Origin of the sequence: Burkholderia sp. AU33423, assembly GCF_002223135.1 — a bacterium.
Lineage (GTDB): Bacteria > Pseudomonadota > Gammaproteobacteria > Burkholderiales > Burkholderiaceae > Burkholderia > Burkholderia lata_D.
On sequence record NZ_NKFH01000008.1, the window covers coordinates 269,392 to 285,000 of the forward strand.

Annotated in this window: 14 protein-coding genes; 4 read left to right on the forward strand and 10 right to left on the reverse strand. The window is 67.7% G+C overall.

Annotated features, from left to right (window positions below; all coding sequences use genetic code 11):
- Window positions 1-159: 159 nt before the first annotated feature.
- From CFB50_RS32555 to CFB50_RS32580, 6 genes are all read right to left on the reverse strand, one after another.
- Window positions 160-1,179 (reverse strand): ABC transporter ATP-binding protein, encoded by a 1,020-nt coding sequence (locus CFB50_RS32555; protein WP_179254259.1) that lies wholly within the window; start codon window positions 1,177-1,179, stop codon window positions 160-162.
- The gene (locus CFB50_RS32560) at window positions 1,176-2,168 is read right to left on the reverse strand and encodes an ABC transporter ATP-binding protein (RefSeq protein ID WP_089448631.1); all 993 of its coding nucleotides are present in this window, start codon (window positions 2,166-2,168) and stop codon (window positions 1,176-1,178) included. The genes CFB50_RS32555 and CFB50_RS32560 overlap by 4 nt, the downstream gene beginning before the upstream one ends.
- 2 nt (window positions 2,169-2,170) lie before the next feature.
- A complete protein-coding gene (locus CFB50_RS32565; RefSeq protein WP_089448632.1) occupies window positions 2,171-3,073 on the reverse strand; it encodes an ABC transporter permease in 903 nt (300 codons plus the stop codon).
- A gap of 13 nt (window positions 3,074-3,086) precedes the next feature.
- On the reverse strand, window positions 3,087-4,025 hold the full coding sequence (locus CFB50_RS32570; RefSeq protein ID WP_089448633.1) for an ABC transporter permease subunit: 939 nt from the start codon (window positions 4,023-4,025) through the stop codon (window positions 3,087-3,089).
- 11 nt (window positions 4,026-4,036) lie between these two features.
- The gene (locus CFB50_RS32575; protein WP_089448634.1) at window positions 4,037-5,650 is read right to left on the reverse strand and encodes a peptide ABC transporter substrate-binding protein; all 1,614 of its coding nucleotides are present in this window, start codon (window positions 5,648-5,650) and stop codon (window positions 4,037-4,039) included.
- A 179-nt stretch (window positions 5,651-5,829) separates the two neighbouring features.
- Window positions 5,830-6,408 carry a cupin domain-containing protein gene (locus CFB50_RS32580; RefSeq protein ID WP_069252724.1) on the reverse strand — a complete coding sequence of 193 codons (579 nt, stop codon included), beginning with the start codon at window positions 6,406-6,408 and terminating at the stop codon, window positions 5,830-5,832.
- 503 nt (window positions 6,409-6,911) lie between these two features.
- On the opposite strand from CFB50_RS32580, the gene CFB50_RS32590 reads away from it, so the two are divergent.
- Window positions 6,912-8,432 (forward strand): peptide MFS transporter, encoded by a 1,521-nt coding sequence (locus CFB50_RS32590; protein WP_089448635.1) that lies wholly within the window; start codon window positions 6,912-6,914, stop codon window positions 8,430-8,432.
- 120 nt (window positions 8,433-8,552) lie between these two features.
- Window positions 8,553-8,759, forward strand: coding sequence for a hypothetical protein (locus tag CFB50_RS32595; RefSeq protein WP_089448636.1), 207 nt, complete (start codon window positions 8,553-8,555; stop codon window positions 8,757-8,759).
- A 46-nt stretch (window positions 8,760-8,805) separates the two neighbouring features.
- Here the strand turns inward: CFB50_RS32595 and CFB50_RS32600 are convergent, their stop codons facing one another.
- The 3 genes from CFB50_RS32600 to CFB50_RS32610 all read right to left on the reverse strand — a co-directional run bounded on the left by CFB50_RS32600 (window position 8,806) and on the right by CFB50_RS32610 (window position 11,540).
- Window positions 8,806-9,930 carry an OpgC domain-containing protein gene (locus CFB50_RS32600; RefSeq protein WP_089448637.1) on the reverse strand — a complete coding sequence of 375 codons (1,125 nt, stop codon included), beginning with the start codon at window positions 9,928-9,930 and terminating at the stop codon, window positions 8,806-8,808.
- A 397-nt stretch (window positions 9,931-10,327) separates the two neighbouring features.
- Window positions 10,328-11,227 (reverse strand): EamA family transporter RarD, encoded by a 900-nt coding sequence (gene rarD, locus CFB50_RS32605; protein ID WP_089448638.1) that lies wholly within the window; start codon window positions 11,225-11,227, stop codon window positions 10,328-10,330.
- A gap of 16 nt (window positions 11,228-11,243) precedes the next feature.
- A complete protein-coding gene (locus tag CFB50_RS32610) occupies window positions 11,244-11,540 on the reverse strand; it encodes an acylphosphatase (RefSeq protein WP_089448639.1) in 297 nt (98 codons plus the stop codon).
- Window positions 11,541-11,716: 176 nt separating this feature from the next.
- Between CFB50_RS32610 and hpnA the strand changes: the two genes are divergently transcribed.
- Together hpnA and CFB50_RS32625 are read left to right on the forward strand one after the other, a co-directional pair.
- A complete protein-coding gene (gene hpnA, locus CFB50_RS32620; protein ID WP_011353724.1) occupies window positions 11,717-12,724 on the forward strand; it encodes a hopanoid-associated sugar epimerase in 1,008 nt (335 codons plus the stop codon).
- 108 nt (window positions 12,725-12,832) lie between these two features.
- On the forward strand, window positions 12,833-14,287 hold the full coding sequence (locus CFB50_RS32625; RefSeq protein WP_089448640.1) for a phage tail protein: 1,455 nt from the start codon (window positions 12,833-12,835) through the stop codon (window positions 14,285-14,287).
- A 117-nt stretch (window positions 14,288-14,404) separates the two neighbouring features.
- Here the strand turns inward: CFB50_RS32625 and CFB50_RS32630 are convergent, their stop codons facing one another.
- A complete protein-coding gene (locus CFB50_RS32630; RefSeq protein ID WP_011353722.1) occupies window positions 14,405-15,592 on the reverse strand; it encodes a glycosyltransferase in 1,188 nt (395 codons plus the stop codon).
- Window positions 15,593-15,609 lie beyond the last annotated feature (17 nt).

Sequence of the window (15,609 nt, forward strand, 5' to 3'; positions counted from 1 at the left end):
TCTCGTCTTGTGTTGATATCGTCCACGCCGGTTGCGATCCGCTCCCGGCCCCCCGGCGCGCCCGATCAAGGACGCGCCTGTACCCGCGGCGCGAAGATCGTTCGCGCCGCACCTACCCCTGTTGACCTGCCTTGGTTATGTTTGCTGCGTCACTTCAGCTCACGCCACACCCGCGCGGATGCACGCGACACGCGCGGCCGACCCCTGCCGAACTTCCGGCAGCGGCACGTCCTGCGCGCACGCTTCGATCGCGACCGGGCAGCGCGTGCGGAACGCGCAGCCGGACGGCGGGTTGAGCGGCGAGGGCATCTCGCCCGCCAGCAGCATCGGACGGCGAGCACGCTCGCGCGCCGGCTCCGGCGTCGGCGCCGCGTCGAGCAGCGCCTTCGTGTACGGGTGCTGCGGCACGCCGTACACGTCATGCCGCGTGCCGAACTCCATCACGCGGCCGAGATACATCACGAGCACACGCTGGCTGATGGCCTTCACCACCGCCAGATCGTGCGCAACGAACAGATAGGACAACGACAGTTCGCGTTGAAGGTCGCGCAGCAGGTTCACGATCTGCGCCTGGATCGACACGTCGAGCGCCGATACGGGTTCGTCGCAGATCACGAGCTTCGGCTCGCCGATCAGTGCGCGTGCGATGCCGACGCGCTGGCACTGCCCGCCGGAAAATTCGTGCGGATAACGCAGCAGGTGATGTGCGTTCAGGCCGACGCGCTCGAGCATCGTGACGACGCGGCGGCGCACCTCGGTGCGGCCGAGGCCGGCCTGGTGCGTGACGAGCGGCTCCGCGACGACCTGTTCGATCGTCATGCGCGGATCGAGCGACGCGAGCGGATCCTGGAAGATCATCTGCACTTCGCGCCGCATCGTGGTGCCGCGCAGATGATCGGGCGCCACGGCTTCGCCGCGCCATTTCACCGTGCCGGCCGTCATCGGCACGAGGCCGATCAGCGCACGCGCGAGCGTCGACTTCCCGCAGCCCGATTCGCCGACGAGCCCGACCGTCTCGCCGCGCTTCACGTCGAACGACACGCCGTCGACGGCGCGCAGCGTCCCCTTCGGCGACCACGGATAGCCGCCGAGCGGCACGCGGAAATGCACTTTCAGACCTTCGACGGACAGCAGCGTGTCGTCCGTCGCGCCGGCATTCTGGCGTTCATCGACGCTCATCGCAGACCTCCCGTCAGATCGGCCACGGGACGGTGGCACGCGCGCACCGCGCCCACGGCGCCATAGGTTTCGAGCGCGGGGCGCGCCGCGCCGCAGCGTTCTTCCGCATACGTGCAGCGCTTCGCGAACGCGCAGCCGGCCGGCGCGGTGCCGGGCATCGGCGGATTGCCGGGAATCGCGACGAGCGGCGCATCGTCCGCGTCGGTCAGGCGCGGCAGCGCGTTGAGCAGGCCGATCGTGTACGGATGCGACGGCGCCGCGAAGATCGATTCGGCCGGCGCGTATTCGACGGTGCGGCCCGCGTACATGACCATCACGTCGTCCGCGAGGCCCGCGACCACGCCCATGTCGTGCGTGATCAGCACGATCGCGGTGCCGCGCTCGCGGTTCAGCTCGCGCAGCAGGTCGATGATCTGTGCCTGCACGGTCACGTCGAGCGCGGTGGTCGGCTCGTCGGCGATCAGGATTTCCGGCTCGGACAGCAGCGCCATCGCGATCATCACGCGCTGGCGCATGCCGCCCGAAAACTCGTGCGGATACATGCGGATGCGGCGTGCCGCATCGGGGATGCGCACCGATTCGAGCGCCTCGATCGCGCGCTTCGTGGCGTCCTTGCGCGACAGCTTGCGATGCAGCTGCAGCGTCTCGGTCATCTGCCGCTCGATCGTCAGGAACGGATTGAGCGACGTCATCGGATCCTGGAAGATCATCGCGATCCGGTCGCCGCGCACCTTGTTCAGCGCGCGCGCATCCATCTCGAGGAGATTGTCGCCGCGATAGCGTGCGGCGCCGGTGGTCGAGCCGTTGCCGGCCAGCAGGCCGAGCATCGCCATCACGGTCTGGCTCTTGCCCGAGCCCGATTCGCCGACGATGCCGAGCGTCTTGCCGGCTTCGAGCGAGAACGACACGCCGCTCACGGCGTCCACTGGCGGCGCGTCCTTGCGCGTGAAGCGCACGCCGAGGTTGTCTACTTCAAGCAGTGCCGACATCTTTAGCGATCCTTCGGGTCGAGCGCGTCACGCAGGCCATCGCCGACGAAGTTCACGCAGTAAAGCGTCACGCACAGCATGACGGCCGGGGCCAGCAGCAGCCACGGCATCGATTCCAGTTTCTGCGCGCCGTCCTGGATCAGCACGCCCCAGCTCGTCATCGGTTCCTGCACGCCGAGGCCGAGGAACGACAGCACCGATTCGGTCAGCACGATGCCCGGCACCGAGACCGTCGCGTACACGACGACCACGCCGAGCAGGTTCGGCACGATGTGGCGCCGCACGATCGACGCCGGCGATACGCCGATCGCCCGTGCCGCATCGACGAACTCGCGGCTGCGCAGCGACAGCGTCTGGCCGCGCACGACACGCGCCATGTCGATCCACGAGAACGCGCTGATGGTCAGCACGACCAGCATGAACGAGCGGCCGAACAGGGTCATCATCAGGATCGCGATCAGCAGGTACGGGATCGCGTACATCATGTCGACGATGCGCATCATCACGGAATCGACGCGACCGCCCGCGAAGCCCGCGATCGCGCCCCATGCGACGCCGAACAGGCCCGACACGAGCGTGCCGAGCAGGCCGACCTCGATCGACACGCGGCCGCCGATCAGCGTCCGCACCAGCAGGTCGCGGCCGAGCTCGTCGGTGCCGAACCAGTGCTGGTTCGCCCAGGTCGGGGGCAGGCTGATGGAGCCCCAGTCGCTCGCGGCGGGATCGGCCGCGAGCAGCCACGGGCCGACGAAACAGGCGAGCGTGATGAGCGCGAGCAGCACGAGGCTGAACACGGCCGCACGGTTGTGAAGGAAGCGCGCCATCGCAAGCGCGAGCGGCGAGCGCGAACGCGGCGGCGAGTCGGTCTGCACGGGCAGGCCGACGACGGGAGTAGTCGGAGTCATCGCTGTGCCTCGCTCAATAACGGATGCGCGGATCGAGCCACGCGTAAGCGAGGTCGACCAGCAGGTTGAACAGCACCGCGCAGACGGTGGTCAGGACGACGAGGCCGAGCACCAGCGTGTAGTCGCGGTTGATGGCGCCGTTCACGACGAGCTGCCCGAGGCCCGGCAGCGCGAACACCGATTCGGTGACGACGGCCGCCGTGATCGACGAGATGCAGACCGTGCCGAACAGCGACACGACCGGCATCAGCGCGGGCTTCAGCGCATGGCGCAGCACGATCGTCGAGCCCGGCAGGCCCTTTGCGCGCGCGGTGCGGATGTAGTTGCTCGACAGCGTCTCGATCATCGAGCCGCGCATCACGCGCGCGAGCAGCGACATGTTGATGAAGGTCAGCAGCACGATCGGCAGCAGCCGGTACTGCCAGCCGCCGTCGCCCCAGCCGCCCGCGGGCAGCCAGCCGTTGCCGGACGACGTCTTCAGCAGGATCGCGAAGATCCACACGAGCACGGGACCGAGCACGAACGGCGGCACGACATTGCCGACGTTGCCGATCAGCATCACGACGCGGTCGATAAAGCTGTCGCGGCGCACCGCCGCGACCGTGCCGAGCAGCACGCCGAACACGATCGAGATCGGGATCGACACGCCGCCCACGCCGAGGCTCACGGGCAGCGCCTTCTTCACGAGATCGTTCACCGACCAGTCGACGTAGCGGAACGACGGACCGAGATCGCCATGCAGCAGCGAATCGAGGTACATCAGGTACTGCTTCCACAGCGGCTGATCGAGGTGGTACTTCGCGTTCAGGTTCGCGAGCGTCGCAGCGGACAACTGCTTTTCCGTATCGAACGGACCGCCGGGCGTGAAGTGCAGCAGCAGGTAGCAGACGGTGACGACCGCGAGGATCGTCGGCACCGCCCACAACGTGCGCCTCAATGCGTAGGCCAGCATGATCGCTCCGCTCAGTGCTTGATCAGGTACATGTCCTGCGAAGCACGCATGTCGATCACGTTCTTCAGCGAGTAGCCGCCCACATAGGGCTTCACGAGACGATCGGCCGAGTACTGGAACAGCGGCACCATCGGCGTGTCGCTCAGCGCCATGTCGTGCGCCTGCGTGAGCAGCGCGGCGCGTGCCTTGTCGTCGAGCTTCTGGTTGCCTTCGTCGACGAGCGCGTCGGCCTGCTTGTTGCAGTAGCCGACGGTGTTCTGCGCGCTGCCGCAGCGCAGCAGGTCGAAGAACGTCATCGCGTCGTTGTAGTCGGCGAACCAGCCGTCACGGGCGATCTGCACCTTGCCGTCATGACGCTCCTTCATCAGCACCTTGAACTCGACGTTCTCGAGCTTCGTATTGACGCCGAGCTTGGTGCGCCATTCCGACGCGGCGAACAGCGCGACCTTCTTGTGCAGGTCGTTGGTGTTGTACGTCAGCGTGAACGACAACGGCTTCGCATCCGAGTAGCCGGCCTGCTTCAGCAGGTTCTTCGCGGTCTCGACGCGCTTGGCCATCGGCCACGACGCCCAATCCGGCGTGAACGGCTGCACGCCCTTCGTGCCGCTCGGCATCAGGCCGTACATCGGCTTCTCGCCGGCCTGCGTGAGCCGTTGCGTCAGCACGTCGCGATCGAGCACCATCGACAGCGCCTGGCGCACGCGCTTGTCCTTCAGCGCCGGATCGCTGTTGTTCAGGTAGTAGTAATAGGTCGCGAGCTGCAGGCCCTGGCGCAGTTCGCCGCCGAACTGCTTGCTGACCTGCTGGAAGATCCCCGACGGGATCGAGTAGCTGTAGTCGATCTGGCCGGCCTGGTACATGCGCATCGCCGTCTCGTCGCTCTCGATCGGCAAGTACGTGACCTTGTTGATCACGACCTTCGGCGCGTTCCAGTACTTCGCATCCTTCGAGATCACGATGCGGTTGTTCGGCTGCCAGTCGACGAGCTGGTATGCGCCGTTGCTGACGATGTTGCCCGGGCGCGTCCATGCGTCGCCGAGCTTCGTCACCGTGTCCTTGTTCACCGGCGCGAGCGGCACCATGGCCGTCAGTTCCGGGAAGAATGCAACCGGCACGTCGGTCGTCACTTCCAGCGTGTACGGATCGATCGCGCGCACGCCGAGCGTCGACGGCGCGGCCTTGCCTGCGATGATGTCCTTCGAGTTCTTCACGAACTCGACGAGGATCGTGTACTTCGAGCCCGTCTTCGGATCGACGAGGCGCTGCCACGAATAGACGAAATCGGCGGCCGTCACCGGCTGGCCGTTGCTCCACTTCGCGTCATGGCGAAGCTTGAAGATCCACGTCGTCGGCGTCTTGCGCTCCCACGACAGCGCAACGCCCGGCACGACCTGGCCGGCCGCATCGATGCGGGCCAGCCCTTCGAACAGGTCGAGGCCGATCGTGTTGCCGGTCCACGATTCGATGTGCGCGGGGTCGAGCGACTCGATTTCGGCGGGCACCTGTCGCGTCAGGTCCTGTTGGGGAGCGAGCGCGACGTTCGACGGGACGGTAACGGCGTGGGCAACAGGCGTCGTCAGGGCGAGCGCGGCCAGCACGGCCGACATGGCATGCAAGGATTTCATCGTGGCAGTCTTGAGAAGGTTTGTTCGGTGAGCGTCGCGCGGCGGATGCCGCGGCTTACGCGTGAGACGCTGACGGGTGCAGCGATTGAGGAGGCCCGTGATTCTCGTGTAGCATTTTAGTATTCCTTACGTTTCTTTCGACAGGTATTCCGTCTTCGAAACGAAGGAATACCTGTGCGTTAGAACAGCCTCGGTGTCCCGACCCAGACCACCACCGACTCGATCTTCGCGGTGTTGACCCAGCTGTGCGGGACCGTCGACTGATAGTGCGAGCTGTCGCCGGCCTGCAGGACGAACGTCTTGCCTTCCAGCGTCAGCGACACTTCCCCTTCAATCACATACAGGAACTCCTCTCCTGCATGTGTCGTCACCTCAGACCGCTTCTGCCCCGGCGGCATCCTCACGAGGATCGCCTCCAGCTGGCGCCCTTCGGATACGTTCGTCAGCCTCGCGAACAGATTCGCCGAATCGGCAAACCCGAAGAAGCGCAGCTGCTCGCCTCGGCAAACCGAGCGTTCCTCGCTCGGCGTATCCACAAAGTACTGCACCGTCACACCGAGCGCGTGCGCGATACCGGCCAACGATGTCAGCGACGGCGACGCGAGCCCGCGTTCGACTTGAGACAGAAACGGCTTCGAAATCCCCGCGGCGGTAGCGGTGTCGTCGAGCGTGCGCTTGAGTCGTTGGCGCAACGCGCGAATCTTGCTGCCCAGCGCGGCAGCATCTGCAGCCCGCGAGTTTTCAGTGGGGGGAACCATAGCAGGCCGAAAAGTGATCGTCAAAAAATGTTTGATGGAAAATAACTAAGTTAGAACGATATAGCTTAGTCTTCGGGTTCGCACACGTCTTCGGTGTCAAGCCCGGTGCACTAAACGGGACACGAAGCGAGCGAAACGACGCGCTATCTTGCCAGACTCGCCGGCTTCACAGGCAAGCTGCAAGCGGCTCTCCGGGAATCTTCGGAGAGTCGGCACGAAAGCTTACAAATAGATGATGAGACGAATGTTCCTGAAAGCTACTGCCACATTAGGAGTTTCCCTAGGTGGCAGGTACGTGACGCACCGGACCGGTAGCCGCTACCATGCGCGCGCCGGTCGGGGCCCCTCCCCGCCACACCAGGCGGAGTCAGACCCCGGCCCGGGCTAACCGCCCGACTGTTCCACCGCCAGCACGAAGCCTACCCGGCCCCATTGTGCACCGGCGCCAGTTCGACCCCAAAAAGACGACGCGTGATCCGTGCCGTCCGTTTCAAACGAGATTGATGATGCAACCACCCGTTTCACAAACCCGATCGTTCACGACGGTCTTCCTCATCGAAATGTGGGAGCGCTTCGGCTACTACGGCATGGCCGCGCTCCTGGTCCTCTTCATGGTCGACCGGCTCGGTTTCACCGACAGCCATGCGAACCTGACCTGGGGTGCGTTCACCGCACTCGTCTATGCGGCGCCGTCGATCGGCGGCTGGATCGGCGACAAGGTGCTCGGCGCCCGTCGCACGATGATCATCGGCGCGTCCGTGCTGTGCGCCGGCTACCTGATGCTGTCGGTCCCGAACGATCACCTGACGTACATGTACGCGTCGCTCGGCGTGATCGTCGTCGGCAACGGCCTGTTCAAGGCCAACGCGGCCAACCTCGTGCGCCGCATCTATGAAGGCGACGACGCGCGCATCGACAGCGCGTTCACGATCTACTACATGGCGGTCAACATCGGCTCGACGGTGTCGATGCTCGCGACGCCGTGGATCAAGGATCACTGGGGCTGGCACACCGCGTTCGCGGTCTGCTGCGGCGGCATGCTGCTCGCGATCCTCAACTTCATGCTGATGCATCGGACGCTCGCGCACGTCGGCTCGCTGCCGGACGACCAGCCGATCCGCTGGAAGCGCCTCGGCGCGGTCGCGCTGGGCGGTGTCGGGCTCGCGCTGATCACGCTGTACGTGCTGCAGCACAAGCAGCTCGCCGTCGCCAGCGTGTGGACGGCAGCGTTCGCGATCCTCGCGATCTTCGCGTACATGATCGCGAAGTCGGAGCGCTCGGAGCGCGCGGGCCTGATCGCGGCGCTCGTGCTGATCGGCCAGGTGATCCTGTTCTTCATCTTCTACGTGCAGATGTCGACGTCGCTGACGCTGTTCGCGCTGCGCAACGTCGATCCGCGCTTCATGCTGTTCGGCACGACGCTGTTCACGTGGAGCGCCGCGCAGTTCCAGGCGCTGAACCCGATCTGGATCATGCTGCTGAGCCCGGTGCTCGTGTGGGTCTACAACGCCGTCGCGAAGGGCGGCCGTGACCTGCCGGTCGCCGCGAAGTACGCACTCGGCTTCGGCGCAGTGGCCGCAGGCTACCTGGTGTTCACGATCAGCGGCCGCTACGCGGTCGACGGCCGTGTGTCGTCGTGGTTCATGGTGTGGGGCTACGGCCTCTACTCGCTCGGCGAACTGCTGGTGAGCGGCCTCGGCCTCGCGATGATCGCCCGCTACGTGCCGGCGCGCATGAGCGGCTTCATGATGGGCGCGTACTTCGTCGCGACGGGCGTGTCGCAGTATCTGGGCAGCGTCGTCGCGAACTTCGCGCAGATGCCGTCGCACGAACTGCCGGCCACCGAATCGCTGCCGCTGTACCTGTCGCTGTTCGAGAAGCTCGGCTGGCTCGCCGCGATCGGCATGCTGCTCGCGCTGCTGCTGCTGCCGCTGATGAACCGCCTGTCGCGTCAGCACCAGCGTTGTGCGGACGAGCGCCGCGAAGAAGCCTTGCAGGCGCAGGGCGTCGCTGCCGCGCAGTAAGTAATATCCCTCGGCGTGCGGCGTGCACGCCACATTCTCCCGCCAGGCACGCGAACGCGTCCTACACTGGATGCACGAAGCGCATCCGCTTCGCGAGATGCGCACTGGCGGGAGAAGACGATGAAAAGCAGAACAACGCGGCTCTTGAGGATACTGTCGGACATCCGGCACGCTCAGCGCTGCACCGCGATACGTGCCGCGCACGCCGCGGCCGAAGCCGACGCGGTACTCGCGGAACGCGACGATCCGGCGCCCGACGAACGCGACGACGCCGAATCCGACGACGCCACCACCGTTCCCCGCTCCCGTATCGGCTCACCTCACTGACGCCGCGCGGCACAGTCCGTGCCGCACGCGCCGCCTCCCGCGCCGCTCACGCGGCCGCGCTGCGCCACCGCGCGATCCACGTTCCCGAACCGGCCACGGCCATCATCAGCCCGAGCGCGCACGCGTCGGCCACGACGCCTACGCCGACATGCCGCAGATCCGCGCTGCGCACGACCGGATGCAGCAGCGAATCGATGACGAGCGAGATCGCCGCGCCCGCGACGAAGCAGATGAGCCCGCGCTGGCCCACGGCCACGACGGGCCGCACACCCTGCGCAATTCGCGCGATCCAGCCGAAGCGCACGCAATCGGCCATCAGCCACGCGATGGCCACGAAGCTCACGACGCGCGGCAACGCGAGATCGCGCTTGAACACGCCTTCCGGCAGCGGCAGCCCCGAGAACAGCTTGTAGCTCGCGCAGCCGAGCACGACCGCGCACGCGAGCCCGGTCGCGGCGGCCCCCCAGCGTCCGAGCGCGATGCGCCGGTAGAACGGCTGGCAGCGCGCGAGCACGCCAGCGACGAACATCAGTTGCCACGCGAACGGATTGAAACTCCAGCGAAATCCGTCGGCATCCAGCAGCTCGGGGCCGAGCCAGCCCGCCGTCAGCCACGACGCGATGCTGAGCGCAACCAACAGCCACGGATGCCGGCGCGCGAACGGCACGAGCACCGGCGACGCCAGCGCGAACAGCACGTACATCGGCAGCACCGACGCGAGATAGGGCTGGCGCTGGAACGTCAGCAGCTCGGCTGCGCCCGTGAGCGGCGACGCGAGCATCACGCTGACGTCGTCGAGCGCGAGGTTCGGCGCATCGATCCCGTAGTGATCGAGCACGGCCGACACGACGAGCATCAGCGTCGAGGTCGCGAGAAACGCGCGGTAGATCTGCATCGCGCGGCGCACGAACCGCTTTTGCGCGGCGCGCGCGCCGTGTCGCTCGGCGATCGCGCCATAGGCGCTCGCGGTCGCGAAACCGCCGAGAAAGACGAAGACCTCGGCCGCGTCGCACAGCGCGAACGCGTGCAGCGTGACGCGCGACAGCACGCTCGCGCCGATGTGATCGACGACGATCATCAACAGCACGATGCCGCGGAAGAAATCGACTTCGATCAGGCGGCCGCTGCGCGACGGTGGAAACGTGGCGGAAGGCGGCGGGCTCAACGACATGAGCCCACCTGCACGACGGCGGTGCGGCACGCACCGGAGAATGGATCGAGGAGCGGAAGGCGAGCGCGATCAGCGGCGATGCGCGTATGCCCGCATCGCGCCAACCCGGCCGGCCAGGCACGGAGATGACCGTTCATTGAAAGGCTGCATACGAAGGGAAGTCGGTAAGGCCAGTCTAATGGCCGATCCGGGGAGACCCTAAGTAACAAAGTGCAACCGAATCTTCGGTTCGATTACAGGCGCGGGCCTTGTCGGGCAAGGCAGGCAGCGTCGCCAGACTCGCGTCAGCGCGACGCCAGTTTGCGGTCAGCATCGATGCGTTCGACCGCCGCGGCGTGGTGGTTTTGCGGTGCGCGACGCGGCCCGCCGCATGCAGCCGCCGCATCGCGATCGACGTTTATCCGCGCACGGGCAGGCGCCGCATCAGCATCGCGCTGTGCCACGCGGTGAGCGCGACGGCGACCCAGATCGGCCCGTACGTCGCGAGCTTCGCGATGCTCAGCGTCTCGCCGAGCAGCAGCAGCGACACCGCGACGAGCAGCACGGGTTCGACGTAGCCGAGAATCCCGAACAGCGCCATCGGCAGCATCCGGCTCGCCTTCAGGTAGCTCGCGAGCGCGAGCGTGCTGAGCACGCCGAGGCCCGGCAGCAGCACGGCCCACAGCACCGGATGGCCGGCCACGTGCGTCGTGCTCGTCACGACCATCGCGAACGCGATCGGGCACAGCAGCACGATCTCGACCGCGAACGCGGCGAGCGAATCGGCGTTGATCCGCCGGCGCAGCACGAAATACGGCGGATAGCCGAGCGCGACGACGAGCGTCGGCCACGCGAACGCGCGCGTCGCCCACACTTCGTGCGCAACGCCGAGCGCGGCGCACGCGACCGCCGCCCATTGCAGCGGATCGAGCCGTTCGTGATAGTAGAAGCGGCCGACGAGCACCATCGTCAGCGGCAGCAGGAAATAGCCGAGCGACACTTCGAGCATGCGGCCGTGCAGCGGCGCCCACAGGAACAGCCACAACTGCACGCCGAGCAGCGCGGCGCTCACGGGTAGCGCAATCAGCAGGCGCCAGTCGCTCACGCCGCGCCGCAGGAGGTCGACGAGCGCGGGCCAACGGCCGCGCAGCGCGATCAGCGCGAGCGCCCCCGGCGCGGTCCACAACACCCGCCACGCGAAGATGTCGAGCCCCGTGAGCGGCGCCAGCAGTTTCGCGTAAGCGGACATCAGCGCGAACAGCGTCGACGCCATCACCGACAACACGAGGCCGCGCCCGGCCTCCGGATACCCCGTCATGATCGTTCCGCGCCTCTTATTGCTGCTGGAAGCGCTCGAAGCGTTTCTCGGTCTTGCGTTCCTCGAACGTCACCTCGGTCACGCGCGCGGCCGGCGGCCCGTGGCGTAGCCACGCGAGCATCCGGTCGATCTGCGCGCCGGTGCCCTGGATCATCGCCTCGACGGTGCCGTCCTCGAGATTCGCGACCCAGCCGCGCAGCTTCAGCGCATGCGCCTCGCGCACCGTCGCATGACGGAAACCGACGCCCTGCACGACGCCGCGCACCCGCACGTAGTAGGTCTCGATCCGTTCGTCCAGTTCATTGCGGCTCATCGCGTCGCCCTCCCGTTGCATTCAAGCCCGGCATTGTAGTCGCGTCGGCCGCTTCGCACACGGGCCGGAGCCGGTTCACGCCCGTCACGGCCTGGCGTCGTCGCACGCGCCGACCACGTACAATCTCGCCGATGCTCAACCGCCGCGCCGCCCGCGCGCGGCCCTGAAGGAAACGCATGACTGATACCTCCCGCGATCTCGTTCTCGTCACCGGCGCATCCGGCTTCGTCGGCTCGGCCGTCGCGCGCATTGCGCAGCAGAAAGGCTATGCGGTGCGCGTGCTCGTGCGCCCGACCAGCCCGCGCACGAACGTGGCGGATCTCGACGCCGAGATCGTCACCGGCGACATGCGCGACGAGGCGTCGATGCGCGCCGCGCTGCGCGGCGTGCGCTACCTGCTGCACGTCGCGGCCGACTACCGGCTGTGGGCGCCCGATCCCGACGAGATCGAACGCGCGAACCTCGAAGGCGCGGTCGCGACGATGCGCGCGGCGCGCGCGGAAGGCGTCGAGCGGATCGTCTACACGAGCAGCGTCGCGACGCTGAAGGTGACGAGCGCCGGCGATCCATCCGACGAAAACCGGCCACTCACGGCCGAGCAGGCGATCGGTGTCTACAAGCGCAGCAAGGTGCTCGCGGAGCGCGCGGTCGAGCGGATGATCGCCGACGAAGGGCTGCCGGCCGTGATCGTCAATCCGTCGACGCCGATCGGCCCGCGCGACGTTAAGCCGACGCCGACCGGCCGCATCATCGTCGAAGCCGCGCTCGGCAAGATTCCCGCGTTCGTCGACACGGGGCTGAACCTCGTGCATGTGGACGACGTCGCGCACGGCCACTTCCTCGCGCTCGAGCGCGGCCGGATCGGCGAGCGCTACATCCTCGGCGGCGAGAACCTGCCGTTGCAGCAGATGCTGGCCGACATCGCGCAGATGACGGGCCGCAAGGCACCGACGATCGCGCTGCCGCGCTGGCCGCTCTACCCGCTCGCGGTCGGTGCGGAAGCGGTCGCGAAGTTCACGAAGAAGGAGCCGTTCGTCACCGTGGACGGGCTGCGGATGTCGAAGAACAAGATGTATTTCACGTCCGCGAAGGCCGAGCGCGAACTCGGCTACCGGGCGCGCCCGTACCGCGAAGGGCTGCGCGATGCGCTCGACTGGTTCGGCTCCGCAGGCTACCTGAAGTAACACAAAGCGGCGTGCTTCACGCCGCTTTGCGCACTTTGTTACACGTCCCACGCGGCCCGGTACCGGCGCAGCGGTTAAAATCGCGGGTCTTACGCAGAGAAGACACGCATGAACCTGAACGATCAGATCGCTTCGCTCACCATGGGCGTCGATCAGCTCCTCCACGATCACCACGCCGCGCAGCAGGCGGCCCGCAGCGCGGAAGCCTTCGCGCGCGCCGCGGCAGCGGAAGCCCGGGCCGCGGCCGAGCGTCACGCCGCCGCGGAAGCCGAAGCGCAGGCCGCCGCACAACGCCACACGGCAGCAGCAGCCGATGCCGAGGCTGCGCAGCAGCGCCACGCCAGCGCGGCCGCCGCGGCCGAAGCCGCCGCCCAGCGTCATACCGATGCCACCGCGCAAGCCGAAGCCGCGTCGCAGCGCCATACGGAAGCCACCGCGCTGACCGAAGCGCTCGCGCAGCGTCACGCGGATGCCGAAGCCGCGTCGCAGCGCCACGCGGCAGCGATCGCCGAAGCCGAGGCCGCCGCCCAGCGCCATCACGCGGCAGCCACCGAAGCCGAGGCGGCCGCGCAGCGTCACGCAGCCGCGACCGTCGAAGCCGAGGCCGCCGCGAAGCGGCACGCGGAAGCGACCGCCGAAGCCGAAGCGGCCACGCAGCGTCTCGCGGCTGCGATCGCCGAAGCGGAAGCCGCCGCGCAGCGCCATACGGCTGCGATCGCGGAAGCCGAAGCGCTCGCGCAGCAGCACACGCAGGCGATCGCGGAAACGCAGGCCGCCGCGCAGCGTCATGCCGAGGCGACTGCCGAGGCCGAAGCCGTCACGCAACGCCATACCGAAGCGATCGCGCAGGCCGAGGCGGCCGCACAGCGCCACGCCGATGCCACCGCGCAGGCGGAGGCCGTCACGCAGCGTCATGCCGAAGCGATCGCACAAGCCGAAGCGGCTGCGCAGCACCACGCGAAGGCCATCGCCGACGCCGAGGCGCTGGTCGAGGCCGTCGTCAAGGAAGCCGCGACGAGCGCAGTCGCCGCCACGGCAGTTGCAGCCGAAGTCGTCGAACCCGCACCGGCCGGTACGCCGGCGGCGGAACCGGCCGTAATCGCGCCCGCGCCGTCTGCGGCCGAAACGGTGGATGCAACGGCCGATGCCGAAACGGCCATCGTCGCGACGGCGCAAGCCGAAACGCCGGTTGAAGTCGAAGCCGAAGCCGATGGCGCCACCACCCCGGCCCCGTCCGACAAATCGACGCTGCACGTGTCGCGCCCGACGCAGAACGAACTCACGCTGACCATCAACGGCGAATCGATCACGCTGCATCCGGAGCAACTCGGCCAGCTGATCGAGGAACTCGCGCATGCGCGCGCGTCGATGCAGCCGGAGCCGCCGCCCGGCATCCCGGCCGGCTGGCGCTTCGTGACGACGAAGAACCCGATGATGGCCGTGCAGAAACAGTCGAATGGCGACCGCCTGCTGGTGGCCCGCCACACGGGCTACGGCTGGGTGCCGTTCACGTTCTCGCCGGACGTCGTGGTCCAGATGTACATGATGCTGACGCAGCGCTGAGCGCCGGCAGGCCGCACCGCCGAAAAGGCACCGCCTGAAGCAAAACAGCCCGACCGGTTTCCACTGGTCGGGCTGTTTGTTTTCCGGCTGCCGGGAGGCACGCCTCCCTGGCAATACTCAGCGATCCACCGGCGCCTGCACGCGCGCCTTCCACTGGCCGCCCTTGCCGCGCCAGTAACGCCACGCGGACGCGAACGTCGCACCGACGTAGAACAGCGCGACCAGCGGCAGCGCCGGCGCCCACAGCGGCGAGCGCCGGTAGTAGCGCAGCATCGGCGCATACGCGGCGCACATCGACGCCCACGCGAGCCATGCCGGCCATGCGCGCGCGCCGTACGCGAGCGCCGCGGCGGGCGGCACGAGATAGATGATCGTCATCCCGAGCAGCGTGCCGGCCAGCAGCAGCGGCGAATAGTGCAGCTGCGTGAACGCGGTGCGCGCGATCATGTTCCAGATGTCGCGCCAGCTGTCGTACGGGCGCAGCGACACGCTGCGGTCGGCCAGGTCGAGCCGGATCGGATGGCGGCCTTCGCCGCGATGCTTGATCTGCGCGGCGAGGCTGCAGTCGTCGATCAGCGCGCCGCGGATCGACTCGATGCCGCCCGCTTCCTCGAGCGCCGTGCGCTTGACGAGCATGCAGCCGCCCGCCGCGCCGGCCGTCCGGTTGCGCGGGTTGTTGATCCACGAGAACGGGTAGAGCTTCGCGAAGAAGAACACGAACGCCGGGATCAGCGCCTTTTCCCAGAACGAATCGCAGCGCAGCCGCACCATCAGCGACACGAGATCGCGGTTCTCGGCCTGCGCGCGCGTGACGAGCTGCGCGACGGCGTCGGGCGGATGGCCGATGTCGGCATCCGTCAGCAGCAGGTAGTCGGCCGGCAGGCCGAGCGTCTGCACCGCGGCGATCCCCTGCGACTGCGCCCACACCTTGCCCGACCAGCCGGCCGGCAGCGGCTTCGCGGCCAGCACCGTCAGCCGGTCGGCGCGGTTGATCGCGAGCGCGGCCGCGCGGGCCGCGTCGGCGGTGCCGTCGTCGCTGTGGTCATCGACAATGATCAGATGAAAGTCGCCCGGGTAATCCTGCTCGAGCAGCGAAGTCGCCGCCCGGGCGATCACGTCGGCCTCGTTGCGCGCCGGCACGACCGCGACGACGGCCGGCCAGCCGGCCTCGGCCGCGGCGCCGCGCGCCTCGGGCGGCAGCGGCCGCGCGGGCACCGCACGCCAGAAGCCGCCGCGCGCGACGAGCAGCACGATCCAGATCATCAGCGACAGGCCGGACACCAGAAATGCAAGAACCAGCATCATCGGCGCGCCTCCTGTCG

Excerpts from the sequence above, each read along its gene's own strand:
- CFB50_RS32555 (WP_179254259.1), bottom strand. The coding sequence starts at position 1,179 with ATGAGCGTCGATGAACGCCAGAATGCCGGCGCGACGGACGACACGCTG.
- CFB50_RS32560 (WP_089448631.1), bottom strand. The coding sequence starts at position 2,168 with ATGTCGGCACTGCTTGAAGTAGACAACCTCGGCGTGCGCTTCACGCGC.
- CFB50_RS32565 (WP_089448632.1), bottom strand. The coding sequence starts at position 3,073 with ATGACTCCGACTACTCCCGTCGTCGGCCTGCCCGTGCAGACCGACTCG.
- CFB50_RS32570 (WP_089448633.1), bottom strand. The coding sequence starts at position 4,025 with ATGCTGGCCTACGCATTGAGGCGCACGTTGTGGGCGGTGCCGACGATC.
- CFB50_RS32575 (WP_089448634.1), bottom strand. The coding sequence starts at position 5,650 with ATGAAATCCTTGCATGCCATGTCGGCCGTGCTGGCCGCGCTCGCCCTG.
- CFB50_RS32580 (WP_069252724.1), bottom strand. The coding sequence starts at position 6,408 with ATGGTTCCCCCCACTGAAAACTCGCGGGCTGCAGATGCTGCCGCGCTG.
- CFB50_RS32590 (WP_089448635.1), top strand. The coding sequence starts at position 6,912 with ATGATGCAACCACCCGTTTCACAAACCCGATCGTTCACGACGGTCTTC.
- CFB50_RS32595 (WP_089448636.1), top strand. The coding sequence starts at position 8,553 with ATGAAAAGCAGAACAACGCGGCTCTTGAGGATACTGTCGGACATCCGG.
- CFB50_RS32600 (WP_089448637.1), bottom strand. The coding sequence starts at position 9,930 with ATGTCGTTGAGCCCGCCGCCTTCCGCCACGTTTCCACCGTCGCGCAGC.
- rarD (WP_089448638.1), bottom strand. The coding sequence starts at position 11,227 with ATGACGGGGTATCCGGAGGCCGGGCGCGGCCTCGTGTTGTCGGTGATG.
- CFB50_RS32610 (WP_089448639.1), bottom strand. The coding sequence starts at position 11,540 with ATGAGCCGCAATGAACTGGACGAACGGATCGAGACCTACTACGTGCGG.
- hpnA (WP_011353724.1), top strand. The coding sequence starts at position 11,717 with ATGACTGATACCTCCCGCGATCTCGTTCTCGTCACCGGCGCATCCGGC.
- CFB50_RS32625 (WP_089448640.1), top strand. The coding sequence starts at position 12,833 with ATGAACCTGAACGATCAGATCGCTTCGCTCACCATGGGCGTCGATCAG.
- CFB50_RS32630 (WP_011353722.1), bottom strand. The coding sequence starts at position 15,592 with ATGATGCTGGTTCTTGCATTTCTGGTGTCCGGCCTGTCGCTGATGATC.